This window comes from Burkholderia sp. Z1, assembly GCF_014893795.1.
In the GTDB taxonomy this organism is placed as follows: Bacteria; Pseudomonadota; Gammaproteobacteria; order Burkholderiales; family Burkholderiaceae; genus Burkholderia; species Burkholderia theae.
The window spans coordinates 1607200-1626103 of sequence record NZ_JACFYL010000001.1 but is presented as its reverse complement, the minus strand read 5'-3'; the positions used below and the strand labels follow the sequence as shown (position 1 = coordinate 1626103).

Genomic DNA, 18904 nt, shown 5'->3' with positions numbered 1-18904 from the left:
CATGAGCTGGAACGTCCGCATCGGTATCAATCCCCTGTCGTGGATGAACGACGACCTGCCGTCGCTCGGCGGCGAGACGCCGCTCGAAACGGCGCTGAAGGAAGGCGCCGAGATCGGCTACGCGGGCTTCGAGCTCGGCAACAAGTTTCCGAAGACGGGCCCCGAGCTGAAGGCGAAGCTCGCCGAGTTCGGGCTCGTGTGCGTGTCGGGCTGGTATTCGGGCTTTCTCGCGGAAGTCGAACCGGGCATGAGCGACGCCGATGCGGTCGCGGCGGAAATCGAACGCTGCCGCGCGCACCTGACGAAGCTGCAGTACAACGACGTGAAGGTCGTCGTCTACGGCGAATGCGCGGGCACGATCCAGGGGAACATCGACACGCCGGTCGCGAAGCGGCCGCGCTTCGTCGACGATGCCGCGTGGCAGCGCTACGCGGCGCGCCTCGACTCGTTCGGCGCACACCTGCTCGACACGTACGGCATCAAGCTCGCCTACCATCACCACATGGGCGCGTACGTCGAGTCGCCCGACGACGTCGACCGGCTGATGGCGCTGACCGATCCGGCCAAGGTGTTCCTGCTGTTCGACACGGGCCACGCGTATTTCGGCGGCGCGGCCGACCCGGTGACGCTGCTGAAGAAGCACGTGTCGCGCGTGGTCCACGTGCATTGCAAGGACGTGCGGGCGCAGGTCGTCACGCAGGCGCGCAACGACGGCTGGAGTTTCCTGAACGGCGTGATCAACGGCACCTTCACGGTGCCGGGTGACGGTGCGCTCGACTACGACGCGACGCTGCGCACGCTGAAGGACGCCGGTTACGAAGGCTGGCTCGTCGTGGAAGCCGAGCAGGATCCGGCCGTCGCGCCGAGCTATGCGTATGCGAAGAAGGGTTACGAGTCGCTGCGCGCGATCGTCGACCGGTTGAGCGCGTAAAGCGCTTGCGCCCCCGGACCCTTGAGCCCCACCCTGTTGCGGAGCCCCACCCCATGACGATTTCTCCCCTGCTGGTCAAGGCCTCTTCCGACCGCGAAATCTGCAACGTCACGCCCGAATCGGCCGGCTGGAAGCATGTCGGTTTTCGCGCGCTGCGCCTGAAGGCGGGCGACACCGAAACGCTCGACACCGGCACGCGCGAGCTGTGCGTCGTCGTGCTCACGGGCACGGTGCGCGCGAGCGTCGACGGCGAAACCCACGATGCACTCGGCAAGCGCGACAGCGTGTTCGAGGACGTCTCGCCGGACGCGCTGTACGTGCCGGGCGGCAAGACCGTCACGCTGGTCGCGACGCGCGATGCGGAAATCGCGCTGTGCACCGCGCCATACGCGAGCGGCGACAAGCCGGTACGGCGCCTCGACGGCGAACGGATGCGCCGCTCGGTGCGCGGGCAAGGCACCAACACGCGCTACGTGTGCGACATCCTGATGGGCGACAACCCGGCCGCCGACCGGCTGCTCGTGGTCGAAGTCGTGACGCCGGCCAGCCATTCGAGCAGCTATCCGCCGCACAAGCACGACCGCGACGCTGCACCCGACGAAACCTCGCTCGAGGAAACCTATTACCACCGGATCGATCCGCCGCAGGGCTTCGCGTTCCAGCGCGTGTACACGGACGACCGCAGCCTCGACGAAGCATGCGCGGTCGAGAACCACGACGTCGTGATGGTGCCGCGCGGCTACCACCCGGTCGTCGCGCCGCACGGCTACAACCTGTACTACCTGAACGTGATGGCCGGGCCGAGCCGCGCGTGGGCGTTCAAGAACGATCCCGCGCACGAGTGGATGCTCGACGCCGCGCCGAAACGCTGAACGAAAGACGGGCCCGCGCGCGGCCCGTGACGACGCGACGCCCGGCACGCGCACACAGAGCCGGCGACGACACGGAGCCGCCATGGTCACGACCCTCTTTCGCCTCGAACCCCATCCCTTCGACGACGACGCGTCGAATCCGGCGCTGCCGCGCTTCAATGCCGCCGTCGCCCGCCGGATGGGTGAAATCGCGGTCAACCTCGCCACGCGGCGCGGGCTGCCGATCGCGGTGAGCATCGCCGGCGAGCAGGCGCCGCTCTTCTACTGCGCGCTCGACGGCAGCCACGCGGACGACAGCGAGGCGATCCGCCGGCGGCAGAACACGGTATTGCGTTTCGGATTGAGTTCGCTCGCGGTCGGCGAGCGCTTTCGCCGCGCCGGCTGGTCGCTGCAGTCGCAGGGATTATCGGAAGACGACTACGCGCTCGACGGCGGCGGCGTGCCGTTGCGGATTGCCGGGGCCGGCATCGTCGGCGTGATGACGATCGCGGGGCTCGACTCCGAGGACAATCACGCGCTCGTCGTCGAGAGCCTGCAGTGGCACGTCGGCGGGTACGCGCTGGCGATGCTCGCGTAACGAACGATGTAGTCGGCGCGATCGGCGCATGCACGCCGACCCGCCGTTCCGCAGGATCAGTTCAATCCGCCGCTCACGACGAGGTGCTCGCCGGTCATCCAGCGCGCATCGTCCGACGCGAGGAACACCGCGACCGACGCGATGTCGTCCGGCTCGCCGAGGCGGCCGAGCGGCGTCTCGCTGCGCACCTGCTTGTCGAGATCGGAACCGATGATGCCAGCAGTGTGCGTGCCCTCGGTCACGATCATGCCCGGGTTGATCGCGTTCACGCGGATCTTGCGCGGGCCGAGTTCGAGCGAGAGCACGCCGGTGATCGCGTCGACCGCGCCCTTGGTGCCGCTGTACACCGCGCTGGCGGGCGGCGTGATGCTGGTCACCACCGAACTGATGTTGATGATGCTCGCGCCTTCGCCGAGATGCTTGACGGCCGCCTGCGTCACGAGCAGCACGCCGAACACGTTCGTGTCGAACTGCCGGCGGTAGTGTTCCTCGGTGATCGCTTCGATCGGCGCGAATTCGTACACGCCGGAATTGTTGACGAGCACGTCGAGACGGCCGTACGTGTCGATCGCCGACTCGACGATGCGCTGCGCGTCGGCTGCCTTCGACACGTCGCCGCCGACCGCGACCGCCCGGCCGCCCGCTTCGACGATCGCGCTCACGACCGCGTCGGCGCCCGTCTTGCTGCTCGCATAGTTGACGACGACCGACGCGCCTTCCGCGGCCAGCGCCCTGGCGATCGCTGCGCCGATGCCCTTCGATCCGCCCGTGACGATCGCTACCTTGCCTGCCAGCTTGCTCATGATTTCATTCCTCAGTCAGAAGACGTTCGATAGATGACGCCGGTTGCCGCGCTGACGCGGCGCACCGGCATGGCTGGCAATGTACGGCGTCGCGTAACGGCAATAAAGCGGCTCGACGCGAATTGACTGGTGGGGCCAGCCGAACAATCGAGCCGGCGCCGTCAACCGGCGCTCAGCCACGCGTTGGCGACCTCGCCGCCGAGGCCGTCGAGCGCGCCGTCGTAGACGATCCGTCCGCGCCCCATCACCGCGACGCGCCGCGCGAGCCGCGGCGCGAACTGCAGCCGCTGCTCGATCAGCACGATCGCGACGCCGTCGGCCTGCAGCGCGGCAAGGCACGCACCGACTTCGTCGACCGCGAGCGGCGCGAGCCCTTCGGCCGGTTCGTCGACGATCAGCACGCGCGGGCTGCCGGCGAGCGCACGGACCAGCGCGAGCACCTGCTGCTCGCCGCCCGACAGCCGCCCCGCTTTGACGTCCGCGCGCGCGGCCAGCAGCGGAAAGCGATCGAACAGGCGTTCGAGCGCCGCGCGTTCGGCCACGCCACGCGTGCCGCGCAGCCCGAGCCGCAGGTTGTCGCGCACGCTCAGCAGCGGGAACACGTCGCGGCTTTCGGCCACGTAAGCAACGCCGTGCCGCGCGATCTCGAACGTGCGCGCGCCCACGCACTCGGCACCGGCGATGCGCACCGAGCCGGCCGTGCGGACGAGCCCCATCACGGCCTTCGCGAGCGTCGAGCGCCCCGAGCCGTTGCGGCCGAGCAGCGCGAGCGTCTCGCCCGGCGCGAGCGCGAGATCGACGCCGTCGAGCACCGGCTGCATCCCGTACCACGCGCGCAGGCCGCGAATGTCGAGCAGCGTGCTCATGCGCCGCCCTCGCCGAGGTACGCAGCGCGCACGGCAGGATCCGCGCGGATCGCATCGGGCGCGCCGGTCGCGACCACCGTGCCGCGCACGAGCACCGTGATGCGCTCGGCGAAGCCGAACACCGCATCCATGTCGTGCTCGATCATCAGCACCGTGCGGCCCTGCGTCGTCGCCCGGATCAGCGCGATCATCCGCGCCGCCTGCGCGCGGCTCATGCCGGCCGTCGGCTCGTCGAGCAGCAGCGTGCGTGCACCGCTCGCGAGTGCGATCCCGAGATCGAGCGCGCGCTGCTCCGCATAGCTCAGTTCGGCGGCCGGCGTGTCGCGCCGCGCGTCGAGACCGATGTCGTGCAGCACGCGCGCGGCCGCGAGATCGACCGACGCCGCTTCGCGCAGCCGGTTCCACCAGCGCCGCCGTTCGGCCGGCGCATGCAGCGCCGCGCAGCGCAGGTTGTCGAGCACGGTCAGCCGCGCGAACGCGCTCGTCTGCTGGAAACTGCGGCCGATGCCGAGGCGGCTCGCGACGACCGGCCCGCGCCCGCGCAACTCGACGCCGTGCAGCACGACGCGCCCGCGCGTCGGCCGCGTTGCGCCCGCGATCACGCCGAACAGCGTCGACTTGCCCGCACCGTTCGGCCCGATCAGCGCATGGCGCTCGCCGGCCGCGATGCTCAATTCGACGCCGTCGAGCACCGTCTGCGCGCCGAAACGCTGCACGATGCCATGAAGCGCGATCGCGTTGCCGTTCATCGCCCGTCCTCCCGCTTGCCGGCCTGCCCGCCCGGCACGAGCCGCGCGCGCCAGCCCCACAGCAGCGTGCCGATACCGGCCGCCGAGCACGCGACGGCCCAGCCGGCCGGCGTATCGGCGTCGATGCCCCATGCGCCGAACGCAAGACCCGCGCCGTCGTCCTGCGCGAAGCGCCACGCATAACCGAGCTCGGCCGCGCAGACGATCGCGACGCCCCAGAACACGCACGCGCCGACGCCGCACAACATGCGCCACCGCTCGGCGGCCGGCGCGTCGCGCCGCATTGCATGCGCGAGCGCTTGCGCGATGCCCGCGATCCCACCCGGCGCGGCCACGACGATCACGACGAACAGCACGCCGAGATACAGTGCCCACGCGCGCGACACGCCCGCAACGACGACGCTCAGCGCGGTCAGCACGGCCGCGCCGGCCGCCGGCCCGAAGAACGCGCCGGTGCCGCCGATCACCGCGGCGATCAGCACGGTCGCCGAGCGCGCCATCGACACGCTGTCGGGCGTCGCGATCTCGACGTCGATCAGCGTCAGCGTGCCGGCGATGCCCGCGAAAAACGACGCGCAAGTGACCATCGCGAGCCGCACGCGGCGCGGATCGGTGCCGAGCGCGGCGACCCGCACGGGGTTGTCGCGCACCGCGTTCGCGAGCCGTGCGAGCGGCGTGCGCGTCAACGCGTGCATGGCCCACGCCGACGCGACGCACCACGCGGCGATCACCGCATACGCGTGCGCCGGCGCACCGAAATGCCAGTTGCCCCACGGCGTGCCGCTCGCGCGGTCGATCGGCACGCCACCGATGCCGCCGAACCACGCGGGTACGCTCCACGCGGCGGCCGCGACACATTCGCCGAGCCCGAGCGTGATCATCGCGAACGCGGTGCCGGAACGGCGCGTCGCGAGCAGCCCGGCGACGAACCCGCAGCCCGCTCCGGCCGCGCCGCCGACGAGCGGCAACAGCGGCAGCGGGCCGCCGAAGCGGTTGAACCAGTGCGCGGCCGCGAACGCGCCGAGGCCCGCGAATGCCGCATGGCCGAACGACAGCAGCCCGGTCGTGCCGAGCTGCAGGTTGTACGACAGCGCGAGCACGACGAGCGCGGCCGTCTGCGCGAGATAACCGAGCACCGCGCCATGCGGCCACAGCCATGCGGGCAGCGCGACGCACGCGGCGAACAGCGCCCAGCGCGCGAGGCCGGCGAGCGTGCGGCTACGCATCGGCGCGCTCGCCGAACAGCCCGCGCGGCCGCGCGACCAGCACCGCGACCAGCAGCAGGTACGGCACCAGCGGCGCCAGTTGCGCGATCGACACCGCGGCCACGCTGTCGGGCAGCGCGATACCGGCCCATAACGCGAGGTCGCGCAGCGACGTGTCGCTCGCGGCCGCGAAGGTCTGCGCGAAACCGACCGCGAGCGACGCGGCAAACGCGCCGCCGAGCGAGCCGAGCCCGCCGATCACGACGACCGCGAACACGACCGACCCGACGGTCTCGGCCAGCGCGGGCTCGATCACCGCCAACGGCGCGCCGATCACGCCGGCCAGCGCCGCGAGCGCGGTGCCCGCGCCAAACAGGCCCGTCATCACGCGCGGCACGTCGTAGCCGAGCGCTTCGACGGCCGCGCGGTGCGTGAGCGCGGCACGCACGACGAGCCCGACGCGCGACACGCGCAGCAGCGCGCCGAGCGCGACCAGCATCGCGGTGGACATCCCCATCATGAACAGCCGGTAACGCGGCAGCGCGAGGCCGAACACGGTCACGGGCGCACCGTCGAACAGCGGCGGCACGGGTGCCGGCAGCGGCGCGAGACCCCACAGGAGTTTCGCGCCCTCGCCGATCAGGTAGGCGAGGCCGAAGGTCAGCAGCAGCTCGCTCGTATGACCGCGTGCCTGCACGCGGCGCAGCAGCCAGCGTTCGCAGCCGGCGCCGAGCAACCCGACCGCGAGCGGCGCGAGCACGAGCGCGGGCCAGAAGCCCGCGCGCAACGCGATGCTGTAGCCGACATACGCACCCAGCATGTAGAAGCTCGCATGCGCGAAGTTGAGCACGCCCTGCACGCTGAAGATCAGCGTGAGGCCGGCCGACAGCATGAACAGCAGCAAGCCGTAGCTGAGGCCGTTGAAGGCCTGGAGCGCGAACGCGTGCACCGCGTAGCGTCAGGCCGCGAGCGATTCGAGCGCGGCGCGCAGCGCGTCGGGCAGCGGCACGGGGCGGCGCGTGCCGCGATCGACGTACACGTGCACGAAATGCCCCTGCGCGGCGGGCGCGGCATCGCCTTGCGCGAACAGCCCGATCTCGTAGCGCACACTCGACGTGCCGAGCTTGACGACCCGCAGCCCCGCGTCGACCGACTGCGGAAACACGAGCGGCGCGAAGTAGTTGCACTGCGTCTCGACCACCAGCCCGATCGTCTGCCCGTGCTCGACGTCGAGCACGCCCGCGCGGATCAGGTACGCGTTCACGACGGTGTCGAAGTAGCTGTAGTAGACGACGTTGTTCACATGCCCGTAGACGTCGTTGTCCATCCAGCGGGTCGTGATCGGCAGGAAGTGGCGGTAGGCGTCGCGCGGACGCGGCTGCGGCTTGTCGGACATGGCGATGGCGGTCAGGACGTTGGAAGCGATGCGAACGAAGCGCGGCGGCCGTACGGCACGGCGCGCCGGCAGGAAGCGAAGTGCCGCGTCGCGATCGCGCGCGGCACGGCGGATGAAACCCTGCGCACGGGCCGGCCCGTCACTGCCCCGGCCGGTCGACGAACTCGAAATCGAGGCCGCGCGCGCGCATCCAGTCGGCGAGCGCGATGCCGGTGCCGGCGCGCCACGGGCGCAGCAGCGGCGGATCGACGAGCTTGTATTCGAGCAGTTCCGGCGACAGCGCGACGGTGCCCGACGCGCGCACGTGGTACGCGATGATCAGTTCGTTCTTGCGGATGAATTCGTAGACGCCGACGAGCGACACGTGCTCGGCCTTCAGCGCCGTTTCCTCGAACACCTCGCGCGCGATGCCGTCCTCGGGCGTTTCGCCGTTCTCGAGGAAGCCGGTGATCAGCGCGAACATCCCTTCGGGCCACGCCGCATTGCGTGCGAGCAGGATCTTGCCGTCGAGTTCGACGATCGCCGCGACGACGGGCAGCGGGTTGTTCCAGTGCACGTAACCGCAGGTGTCGTCGGGGCAGGCCTGGCGAACGCGGCCGCCTTCATGGTCGGGATCGGCGCGCTCGGTCAGCGGGCTGGCGCAGCGTGGACAAAAACGGTAGTCGGCGGTGGTCATCGATGGAGACAGGGCGAACGGGGCCGCCTGCAGTGGCGGCCCCGTTCGCGCTCGGCGCGGGAAAGTCTCGATTCTAGCGAGTTTGCGCCGCGCCGAGGCTTTCAGCGATGACAGGATGAGCCGGCCGGAACGGTGCGGACGATGCGATTCGCCTGCCCTCGCCCCGGCCGGGCGACGCGCCGATGCGCATGCCCGACGCGCCGCGCCCTCCTTTCGGCATGCGGCGGCCTGCCGTCCCGCTCAGGCCGTCGCGGGCCGGTCAGACCGTAGCCGGCACGGACGGCGCCGGTCAGTCGCGGATGCTGCCGTAGTTGATACCGGCGAGCGGCATCCCGGCGTTGTTGCCGGTCGTGCTGCTGCCGGTCACATTGCCGAAGTTCAGGCCCACGAGCACGCCGGACTGCTGCGCGTACCCCGGCGTCAGCGCGACACGGGTTTTCGTCGTCGAGCTGTCGATCCAGCCGAAGTTCGCGCCCGCCAGGCCGCCGAGCCGCGCGTAGTAGCCGCCGGAAACCGTGCCGGCCGACGACGACGATGCGATCGCCCCGCTGTTGAAGCCGACCAGGCCGCCGACGTAGCTATCGTGGCCGCCGCTCGCCGAACCGGTCGCGCTGGACTGTTCCACCGATGCGCCCATGTAGTTTTCACCGACCAGGCCACCGACAGCGCTGCGGCGATCGGCCAGAACATCGCCGGACGCACTCGCCCCGGACACGCGGCCGGCGTTGAAGCCAATCAGGCCGCCTGCCTTGCCCGCACCCATCACGGTGACCGCACCCTTCGCGTCGGACTTGAGCACCGAACCCGTGTTGCGGCCGACCAGCCCGCCGGCGATGCTGTCGAATGCGGTCCAGACCTCGCCCGCTGCCGACGATCCGTCGATGACGCCGCTGTTGGTTGCCACGAGGCCACCGGCGACGCTCGAGATGTCGCCCGCCACCGAACCCGTCGAATCGGATGCCCGCACGTTCCCGGTATTGACGCCGACCAGCCCGCCGGCCTGCCCGAGCATGCCTGCCACCACGGTGCCGCGCGCCGACGATGCGCGAATCGCGCCGTCGTTCACGCCGACGAGGCCACCCGCCGTTGCGTAGTCGCGTGCGAAGACGTCGCCGCTCGCGGACGACGCAAGCACTTCGCCGGTCGCCGCATTGCGGCCGGCAAGCCCGCCCGCGATGCCGTTCGTGCCCACCGCGACGTAGCCGTTCGCGCTCGACGCATCGATCTTGCCGACGTTATGGCCGACCAGCCCGCCAGCCACGCCGGCAGCGCCTGCCTCCACGGCGACGCTGGACGTCGATTCGCGGACGCTCGCGAAGTTGGCGCCCACGAGGCCGCCGACGTTCGACGCACCGGCCATCACCCGACCGGCGGCCGCCGACGCATTGACGACGCCACGGTTTTCGCCGACCAGCCCGCCCACACGAGCACTGTCGCTTGCCGCCACGATGCCCTTGAACCCGGACGCGTCCACCCGGCCCGCGTTGTAACCGACCAGACCGCCCACCGATGCGTTGCGTGCGGCCCGCACATCCGCGGCGGCCGTCGATGCGTCAATCGCACCGCCGTTGTTGGCGCCGGCGAGGCCGCCGACACGGGCGCCGGTGCCGAGCGCGGTCACGGTGCCGGTGACCGTCGACGCATCGACCCTCCCGCGGTTGTCTCCGACCAGCCCGCCTGCGCTGCCGCTCGACGAACTGACGACCTGGACGTCGGCACGGCTGTCGCGGATCATCGCGTCGTCGAGCGAGACGAACGCGATGTTTTCACCGGCCAGGCCGCCGACGTTCAGCGCATCCCTGCCGCCGTCGACACGCCCCGCCACGGATGCGCGCTCGATCGTGCCGCCGAAGTTGCTGCCGACGAGGCCGCCGACGATCGCGTGCCCGTCGCCGCTTACGGCGACGTTGGTCGCCTTCACGTCCGAGATCGTGCCCATGTTGTAGCCGGCCAGCGTGCCGACGCTGACGGGCGACCAGTAGGACGGCACGACCGCGCGCGTCGACACCTTGTCCAGCCCGAGGTTGGCGATGCGGCCCGCGTTGAACGCGAATAGGCCGACGGCGTTGCCGCCCTGATTGGAGATCGACAGATCGCCGATGGTATTGCCGAGGCCGTCGAACACGCCGTCGAACGCACCGTTCGCGCCGATGCTCCGGAACGCCGCGCCCTTGCCGTCGATCGCGTTGCCGAGCACGTAGCGGCCTCTCAGGTTGCGGTCGACATTGCGCAGGCCCGCGACGTCGTGGATCACCTGATACGCTTCACCGTTCGACGAGAACGACGCATCGCGGCCCGACAGTGTCACCGACGCGTTGTCCTGCGTGAACCGGTGGCCCTTCGTCGAATTCAGTTCGAGGCGTGCGTGCTCGCCTGTCAGCGCCAGCGTGTCGTCCACGCGAATCTCGCCCGCCGCATTCGCCGACACGCCCGCTTTTGCGCCGCTCGCCGTCAACGACTGCTTCAGCGCGACGTCGCCCTTTTGCGACGTGAGCGTCAATGCATGATCGCCCGTCCAGTTCACCACGCCGTTTACCGTCAGATCGCCTGCCGTGTTCGTCAACGCGACGTTCGTCGTGTTCAACGCACGCGACAGCGTCGTCGCGCCGATCGCCGCGTCCGCATTATCGACGTTCGTGTCCGTCCCATCGACCGTCGAAACGTGTTGCGTGCCATCCGCATGCCCCACGTTCGCATTCGCCGATTCGATCGTCCACGTACCCGTGCGACCCGACGCGCTGCGTGTATCGACCTGTGCATCGCTCGATACCTGCACTCGCTCACCTCGCGTCGTTACGTTGCCGCCAGCCGCGTTCAGCTTCCCGGCGACCTGCACCAGCCCGCCATCCAGCACGATCTTCCCGTCGCGCGTGCTCAACCCCTGCGCTTCGATCGTCCCGCTGTTGTTCACCACCGCGTTCAGCAAACCGTTCGCTGCGCGTGCCGTCATCAGCACCTCGCCGCCGTCCGCCTTCAGCAACCCGCCGTTGTGCGCTTGCGCATCCATCGCACCGCCTTCCACCTGCAGGTTCAGCAGGCCGTTGCCGTCGAAGTTCACGGTGAACGCGTCACCCGCGCCCAGCGCCACGCGGCCCGCCTGTGCACGGATCACGCCCGTGTTCGACACCCGCGCGCCCAGCAGCGCCACGCTGCCGCCTTCGGCCGCCGTGATCGTCCCGGCGTTCTCCACCGACTGCCCCGATGCACCGGCAAACCGGTAGTTACCTGCGAGGAAATCCTTGTCCGACACGTCCTTCGTCGACGCCACCAGACCACCCACGTTCACCTGTGCGCCCGCGCCGAACACCACGCCGTTCGGATTCACCACGAACACCTTGCCGTTCGCGTCGATCCGGCCGTGGATCTGGCTACCGTTCGTCCCGATCACGCGGTTCAGCGCGATCGACTTGACGTCCGGCTGCTTGAACGACACGCGCTCGCCGCCACCCACGCTGAAGTCCTGCCAGTTCGTGATCAGCTTGTCCGTGTGCTGGTTGATCGACATCGTCTTGCCGTCCGCCGACGTCGCGATGTCGGCTTGCCCCGACGCCACCGCACCGCCCGTCGGCAACGCGTAGGCGCTCGTTGCCGCCAGACCCAGCAGCGACACCCCCGCCGCCAGCAGGCGCTTGCCGCCCGTCTTGCCGCGACGGCGCGCCGTTTCGCTCACCGCACACCAACCGCCCTGCGCTTCGTTCCATACCAGCGAGTAGGCTTTATTCATTTGGAATCCTCTTTAATCTACGTTTCAACTGGCCCGTCTTCGACGGACCTCCGATCACGCCACCCGGCACCGCCGGGCAGCCTGAACCCATACGCCCGACAGGCATGCCGTCGATCCTGCGCGCCGCCGAGCTGATACGCGCGGGGATCGACCCGGCATAGCCAGTCGATTTGCATACCTGGATGAATTTAAAAATGGAGGGCGGCAAGAAGCGATTCGCGGCCTGCCTCGCGGAGGTCGACATCACACGTACCGGGCACGCCGGCATCGCTTCGTTCGACACCGGAAAGCCGGCCCGTCGCGAACGGGCCGCCGCGGCTCGATTACCGCCCTCGAGGAGCGGGATGGGCGGGCGGCGGCACCGGGCCGTGCGCAACGCCACACCCCGCGTTGACGCGGATTACCGCTTGCCGTCGATCATGCCGATATTCAAACCGGTGAACGGTTCAGTCGATGCCGCGCCCGTCGTATGGCTCGATTCGATGATTCCCGCGTTGACTGCAGCGAAACCGCCGAGAAACACCGGCCGCGCCTGCGCCGCGTATTCGACCTTCGAACTGGTCCGCGACGAGCGAATCGTGCCGCCGTTACCGCCCACGAAACCGCCGCCCAACGAAGCCATGCTCGACACCGTGCCCGACGATTCCGAATCGGTGATCAACGCCTCGTTCCACCCGGCAAACCCGCCGATGAAGCGCGCGCCGACAGCCGCCACGCTGCCGAACGCCTGCGAGTCGCTCACGATGGCGTCCCGGCCCTTGTTGTAGCCGACCACGCCGCCCACGTAGCTGTCGCGCTCCGCGGAAACGTTCGACGTCGAGCTCGACGATGCAATCGTGCCGCGGTTCTCGCCGACGAGCCCGCCGATCCGGTTCTCCAGGCCGCCGCGCACCGCACCGCTCGACCGCGAATCGTCGATCTTCCCGTCGTTGACGGCCACGAGCCCGCCGACGATGCTGTCGTTGCCCGCGTTCACGTCACCTTCCGCCACACCCTTGCGAATTTCACCGGCGTTCTTGCCGACCAGGCCGCCGACGACGCCGTGCGCGGCATCGGTCACGCGCCCCGTCGCCGATACGTCGGCGAGGACACCGCCGACGTTCGCGCCCGCGAAGCCGCCAACCGCGGCCGCCCCGCTTCCGCTCACGTTGCCGAACGCATGCGACCGACTGATCTCGCCACCGTCGTTGCTGCCGACGAACCCGCCGATGGTGCTGCCGGCCTTCGCGAAGACGCTGCCGCTCGCCGTTGCATCGCGAATGGTGCCGTCGTTGCCGCCGACCAGACCGCCGACCTTTGCCCCGGACGCTGCGCTGACGTTACCGCTCGCCGATGCGTCGCGGATGGTGCCACCGTTGTTGCCGACCAGACCACCGACCATCGCCCCGGACGTTGCGCTGACGCTGCCGCTCGCCGACACGTTCGACAACGCCGCACTGACGTTCCAGCCGACCGCGCCGCCGATATAGCCCTCTTTACCGGCCGACACGGCCATCGACGCATTCGAGCGAGCGATCGCGCCGCCGACCGTGAAGCCGACCAGGCCGCCCGCGAACGTGTTGTCGCCCACCGACAGTTTCCCGCTGCTCGACGAATCCGTTACGGTCGAGTTCCAGTTCGTGCCGACGAGACCACCCACTATGTACATGCCGACCGACGACGACCCCTTGCTCGCGATCTCGGCATCGACGCGGCTGTTCGCGATTCGCGCACCGGAGACGTTCTGGCCGGTTATCCCGCCCACCGACATTGCTCTGCTGTAGCCGGTGATACGCCCCTGGAAGCGCGCGCCGTCGATGACGCCGCCGTCGTTCACGCCGACGAGCCCCCCGACATCGTGCCGGCCCCGGTCGGCGGACGAGGACGAGACGCTCATCCCCGTCGCGCGGACGTTCGAGACCGTCCCGCGGTTGTAGCCGGCCAGGCTGCCGACCATCGAATCGCGGGCATTCGACGCGCCGCTCACGGCAAACGAATCAAGCGCGAGATTGGCGATGCGCCCACGGTTCTCGGCGAACAGCCCGACGGACGGGGTGCTCCCGGTGACATACAGTCGTGAAATCGTGTTGCCAAGGCCGTCGAATACGCCGTCGAACGAACCGTTCGCACCGATGCTCTGGAACGCCCCGCCCTTGCCGTCGATCGCGTTACCCAGCACGTAGCGGCCCGTCAGGTTGCGGTCCACGTTGCGCAGGCCCGCCACGTCGTGAATCACCTGATACGCTTCGCCGTTCGACGAGAACGACGCATCGCGGCCCGACAGCGTCACGGATGCGTTGTCCTGCGTGAACCGCCGGCCCTTCATCGAGTTCAGTTCCAGTCGTGCCTGCTCGCCCGTCAGTGCCAGCTTGTCGTCCACGCGGATCTCGCCTGCCGCGTTCGCCGATACGCCCGCTTTTGCACCGCTTGCGGACAGCGACCGCTTCAGCGCGACGTCGCCCTTGTTCGACGTCAACGTCAGCCCGTGGTCGCTCGTCCAGTTCACCGCGCCGTCGACCGTCAGGTCGCCCGACGTGTTCGTCAGTGCGACGTTCGTCGTGCCCAGCGTGCGCGACAGCGTTGCCGCACCGATCGCAGCGTCCGCGCCATCGACGTTCGCGTTCGCCGACTCGATCGTCCATGTGCCCGTTCGGCCCGACGCGCTGCGCGTATCGACCTGTGCATCGCGCGATACCTGCACTCGCTCACCTCGCGTCGTTACGTTGCCGCCAGCCGCGTTCAGCTTCCCGGCGACCTGCACCAGCCCGCCATCCAGCACGATCTTCCCGTTGCGCGCGCTCAGCCCTTGCGCCTCGATCGTCCCGCTGTTGTTCACCACCGCGTTCAGCAGGCCGTTCGCCGCGCGCGCCGTCATCAGCACTTCGCCGCCGTCCGCCTTCAGCAACCCGCCGTTGCGCGCCTGCGCATCGATCGCGCCGCCCTCCACCTGCAGGTTCAGCAGACCGTTGCCGTCGAAGTTCACCGTGAACGCGCTACCCGCGCCCAGTGCCACGCTGCCGGCCTGTGCACGAATCACACCCGAGTTCGATACTCGCGCGCCCAACAGCGCGACGCTGCCGCCTTCGGCCGCCGTGATCTTCCCGGCGTTCTCCACCGACTGCCCCGATGCACCGGCGAACCGGTAGTTGCCTGCAAGGAAATCCTTGTCCGACACGTCCTTCGTCGATGCGACCAGCGCACCCACGTTCACCTGCGCGCCCGCGCCGAACACCACACCGTTCGGGTTCACCACGAACACGTTGCCGTTCGCGTCGATCTGGCCGTGGATCTGGCTGCCGTTCGTGCCGATCACCCGGTTCAGCGCGATCGACTGGCTCGTCGGCTGCTGGAACGACACGCGCTCCCCGCCCGCCACACTGAAGTCCTGCCAGTTCGTGATCAGCTTGTTCGTGTGCTGATTGATCGACATCGTCTTGCCGTCCGTCGACGTCGCGATGTCGGCTTGCCCCGACGCCACCGCGCCGCCCGTCGGCAGCGCGTAGGCGCTCGTTGCCGCCAGACCCAGCAGCGACACCCCCGCCGCCAGCAGGCGCTTGCCGCTACCTGCCTTGCCACGACGGCGCGCGGTTTCGCTCACCGCGCACCAGCCGCCCTGCGCTTCGTTCCATACCAGTGAATAGGCCTTATTCATTTGGAATCCTCTTTATTTGATATTTGAATGCTCGCGGGAATCGAGCAACCGATCACGCACGCTCAGAAATACTGAGCGGCCTGAACCCATACGCTCGGCGAGCGAGCTGGCGAATCGCTCCCCCGGCCGAGCGGCAATGCGGCCGTCAGCGTGACTTGCCGCTTCGCGCCATACCAGCTCGCGCCGACGCCCGCCGCCTGCATGTGCTGCGTGTTCCGTTCGTGCGTCCACGGATGCCGGTTGACCTGCACGCCCCCCGCATCGACGAACGTGCTGACCTGCCAGCCGGGCGCGACGAGATAACGCAGTTCCGCGCTCGCCTGCCAGCCCTGATCGCCGCTGCCTTCGCCCAGCGCATACGCGCGCACGCCGTAAGGGCCGCCCAGACTGAATTTTTCGGATGAGTCGAGATTGCGCGACGCGAGCTGTGCGCTGACTTGCGCATACAGCTGGAACCGGCCGCCCAATGCCTGAATCCGCTGCGCATTCAGGTTCAGCTTCGCGAAGCTGCCGATCGCCTTCGTCAGTTCGTTCGCTGCGAAAACATCGTTGCTGCGCAACCGTCCGACGCCGAACATCACCGAGAAGCCGCTGCGGCCGCCGCCCAGCCAGCCGTCCTGGTTGTTGCCGCTGAGCCCGACGGTCCACAGGCCGATGTTCTTGTCATTGCGGAGTTCGAGCGCGCCGTATTCGTCGCGCAGGTTCTTGTTTTCGTATTGAACCTGCGCGGTGAGGCTGAAATCACGTCCACGCACAAGCGGCTGTACGACATATGCGGTCTGCACGCTGGCGCGCCCGCTCATCTCGAGATCGGAAAACCGCCCGGCGACCCGGTAATGCACCGATGAATATGCGACGCCGACCCGCGTGGACGCAGGCCCGACCGGCACCTGATAGGCTGCACGGTAATAGCGTTGCCGTTCGTCGGTACCGAGCCCGCGCAGGCTCAGCCGATCGCCGAGCCGCAACGGCGCATTGACGTCGACGCTGCCGCCGACGCGGTAGCGCCCCGTCGATACCGCCCCGAAGTTGTCGAACTCGAGCGACCCTGACGCGGGCGCCGCCCGTTCGGCCTCGACGACGAGATCGGTCGTGCCGGGTGCTTCGCCCGGGCGCAGCGTGCCGCGCGCGCCGACGCCCGCCAGATCGTCGAGCAGCAGCAGGCTGCGCTCGAGGCTGGAGCCGCGCACGACGTCGCCCGAATGCAACGTGGATAGCGGCTGCCGCAGCACGGCATCGAATACGCGGGAATGGTTCTGGATCTCGATCTTGCCGTAGCGCCCCTCGGCGACTTCGATGCGCACGACACCGTCCTCGATGTCCTGCTTCGGCAGGTAGGCGCGCGCAAGCACGTAGCCGCGCTCGCGATAGTAGGCGGTGATTCGCTCGGCCGCGCGCTGCAGGTCGGCGAACCCGAGCGTGTCGCCGACGAGCCCGGCGACGAGCGCCTGCAGCGTGGCGCTGTCGAATACGGTGTTGCCCCCGACCTCGAACGCGCGCACAACGATGCGCGGCCCGGCTTCCGGTGGCGGCTGCGCGGCGCTTTCGGACGGGACGATCTCGAGATCGGGCGCGGCTTCCGGCGGCAAGGCCGGCCGCGACGTTTCGACATCGCGCATCGTCGAGCCGGCGTTCGGCACTTGTGCGTGCGCTTGCCCAGGCAGGCTCGCGGCGCCCGCGCCCCACAACAGCGACAGGCACAGCGCAAGGCTGCCCCCTCTGATTGCGTGTCGCACGTCGCCGGCTTCGACGGCCACGGCCCGCGAGCCGGCCACGCGAGGATCGGCGACGAGGAAAGCGCCGACGTCGTCGCGAAAACGGACGACGATTCTTGTTTGAACTTGATCTGCCCACATACGCCACAGCATCCGAAGTCGAACCGCCGGAACACTCCAGCGATCAATTTATTCGGCGGATGCTACAGACAGACATTCCGGATGTATGTAGATCAGGTACGAAATTTGGGCGGCACCTTTCGGTCAAATCGCGTCGCGTACGAAGTCATGCCGGATGAAATACAGCAATCCTATTCAATTACCCGGTCCCGCATCGACATCGACCATAAAGGTCCGCACCTTTCCATGTAGCCGGCGAGGCAACACCCGTCGACGCGGCACGCGATCCGCCGGCGCCGACCATCAGATTCACGGTCGCCGACGTGCGGCGGCCGCCGCGATAACCGCGAACCCCGCCGCCCCGGCCAGCAGCGTCGCGGCCGCGACCCACAGGGCCGGCGTGAACGATCCATATCGCGCGACCAGCGGCGCCGCCACGAGCGGTCCCGCGATCTGCCCGACGCCGTACGAAGCGGTCGCATAACCCATCAGCCCGGCCGCACGCTCGCCATGCAGGCGGCGCGCCTCGCGCATCGCGAACAGCGTGATCGCGGTGAACGGCAGGCCGAGCAGCACGCAGCCGAGCGAAAAACCCGCTGCGTTGGGCCACACGATGCCGGACCCGATACCGAGCGCCTGCGTCGCGCAGCCGAGCGCGAGCAGCAGCCGGTTGTCCCAGTGCCCGGGCAGCCGCGCGGCGGCGAGCGCACCGACGATCAGCGCCGCGCCGAACATCGGCCAGAACAGGTCGGGCCACGGCGAGCCGGCCGGCAGCGCGGCGCGCGCGATCACCGGCAGGAAGGTCGCCGTGATGATGTAGCCGAAGCCCGGCATCCCGTACAGCACGACGAGCCATGCGGCATCCGCGCGATGGCGGCGCGAGGTGTCCGGCGCGGCCATGGCCGCTGCGTGCGGCACAGCGCCGGACGGCAGCGGGCTCGCCGCCGCCGGCACGGCGAACGTGCGCCAGATCGCGACCGACAGTACGATCGACAGCGCCGCGAAGCCGAACCAGCCGAGCGCCGCGCGATGACCGGCCAGCGCGCTGCCGACCAACCCCGTCAGCACGATGCCGACGCCGGGCCCCGCGTAGATCACCCCGCTCCACTCCGGCGCATGCAGTTCCGCGAGCCGGCGCAGCCCCCATTGCGATACGAACACGAACGTCCACGCGCTGATCACGCCGGCGACGAAGCGCACCGCAAGCCACAGCGGCAGCAGATGGCCGGCGCCCATCGCGGCCGTGAGCAGCACGGTGGCCGCGAGCCCGAAGCGGACCATCCGCGCGGGCGCGACGCGCAGCGCCGCGCAACTGACCGCGCCGGCGAAGTAGCCCGCGTAATTCGCCGATGCCAGCCAGCTGCCGGCCTTCAGGCCGATCGAGCCGTCGGCGAGCATCAGCGGCAGCAGCGGCGTGAACGCGAAGCGGCCGACGCCGAGCGCGACGGCCAGCCCGATCATGCAGGCCAGCGCGGCCGTACGGGCGTGGCGGTCGGCTTCGTCTGACGAAAGCGAGTAGGCGGCGGGCGGTGCATCGAAACGGGACATGGCGGCAGCGCGGGCCGCCGCATGCGATGCGCCGGCCGCGACGAGGATCAGGATGGCGTCATCCTAGCTTGACCGATCGTTCTCGAAAAAT

General features: G+C 69.4%; 14 protein-coding genes. 3 read left to right on the top strand and 11 right to left on the bottom strand.

Annotation, left to right across the window (positions count from 1 at the left end; translation table 11 throughout):
• Position 1 precedes the first annotated feature (1 nt).
• The 3 genes from iolE to H3H55_RS07520 all read left to right on the top strand — a co-directional run bounded on the left by iolE (position 2) and on the right by H3H55_RS07520 (position 2380).
• Positions 2-931, top strand: coding sequence for a myo-inosose-2 dehydratase (iolE, locus tag H3H55_RS07530; protein ID WP_193098187.1), 930 nt, complete (start codon positions 2-4; stop codon positions 929-931).
• 53 nt (positions 932-984) lie between these two features.
• Positions 985-1803 (top strand): 5-deoxy-glucuronate isomerase, encoded by an 819-nt coding sequence (gene iolB / locus H3H55_RS07525; RefSeq protein WP_193098186.1) that lies wholly within the window; start codon positions 985-987, stop codon positions 1801-1803.
• Between the two features lie 82 nt (positions 1804-1885).
• Positions 1886-2380: a heme-degrading domain-containing protein gene (locus tag H3H55_RS07520; protein ID WP_193098185.1), complete on the top strand. Its 495-nt coding sequence runs from the start codon at positions 1886-1888 to the stop codon at positions 2378-2380.
• 56 nt (positions 2381-2436) lie between these two features.
• On the opposite strand, the gene H3H55_RS07515 is transcribed toward H3H55_RS07520, so the two are convergent.
• From H3H55_RS07515 to H3H55_RS07465, 11 genes are all read right to left on the bottom strand, one after another.
• Complete coding sequence (locus H3H55_RS07515; protein ID WP_193098184.1) at positions 2437-3183, bottom strand: glucose 1-dehydrogenase; 747 nt, start codon at positions 3181-3183, stop codon at positions 2437-2439.
• A gap of 161 nt (positions 3184-3344) precedes the next feature.
• Complete coding sequence (locus tag H3H55_RS07510) at positions 3345-4049, bottom strand: ABC transporter ATP-binding protein (RefSeq protein ID WP_193098183.1); 705 nt, start codon at positions 4047-4049, stop codon at positions 3345-3347.
• Complete coding sequence (locus tag H3H55_RS07505) at positions 4046-4798, bottom strand: ABC transporter ATP-binding protein (RefSeq protein WP_193098182.1); 753 nt, start codon at positions 4796-4798, stop codon at positions 4046-4048. The genes H3H55_RS07510 and H3H55_RS07505 overlap by 4 nt, the downstream gene beginning before the upstream one ends.
• Entirely contained in the window at positions 4795-6024 is a 1230-nt protein-coding gene (locus H3H55_RS07500; protein WP_193098181.1) for a branched-chain amino acid ABC transporter permease, read from the bottom strand. Before H3H55_RS07500 ends, H3H55_RS07505 begins: the two co-directional genes overlap by 4 nt.
• A complete protein-coding gene (locus tag H3H55_RS07495; RefSeq protein WP_193098180.1) occupies positions 6017-6952 on the bottom strand; it encodes a branched-chain amino acid ABC transporter permease in 936 nt (311 codons plus the stop codon). Before H3H55_RS07495 ends, H3H55_RS07500 begins: the two co-directional genes overlap by 8 nt.
• A 9-nt stretch (positions 6953-6961) precedes the next feature.
• Positions 6962-7399 carry an acyl-CoA thioesterase gene (locus tag H3H55_RS07490; protein WP_129514340.1) on the bottom strand — a complete coding sequence of 146 codons (438 nt, stop codon included), beginning with the start codon at positions 7397-7399 and terminating at the stop codon, positions 6962-6964.
• A 139-nt stretch (positions 7400-7538) separates the two neighbouring features.
• The gene (locus tag H3H55_RS07485) at positions 7539-8075 is read right to left on the bottom strand and encodes an NUDIX domain-containing protein (RefSeq protein ID WP_193098179.1); all 537 of its coding nucleotides are present in this window, start codon (positions 8073-8075) and stop codon (positions 7539-7541) included.
• Positions 8076-8364: 289 nt separating this feature from the next.
• On the bottom strand, positions 8365-11799 hold the full coding sequence (locus tag H3H55_RS07480; RefSeq protein ID WP_193098178.1) for a GLUG motif-containing protein: 3435 nt from the start codon (positions 11797-11799) through the stop codon (positions 8365-8367).
• Positions 11800-12199: 400 nt separating this feature from the next.
• Entirely contained in the window at positions 12200-15430 is a 3231-nt protein-coding gene (locus tag H3H55_RS07475; RefSeq protein ID WP_193098177.1) for a GLUG motif-containing protein, read from the bottom strand.
• 62 nt (positions 15431-15492) lie between these two features.
• Positions 15493-17286: a ShlB/FhaC/HecB family hemolysin secretion/activation protein gene (locus H3H55_RS07470; RefSeq protein WP_226799972.1), complete on the bottom strand. Its 1794-nt coding sequence runs from the start codon at positions 17284-17286 to the stop codon at positions 15493-15495.
• 288 nt (positions 17287-17574) lie between these two features.
• Entirely contained in the window at positions 17575-18813 is a 1239-nt protein-coding gene (locus tag H3H55_RS07465) for a YbfB/YjiJ family MFS transporter (RefSeq protein ID WP_193098176.1), read from the bottom strand.
• Positions 18814-18904 lie beyond the last annotated feature (91 nt).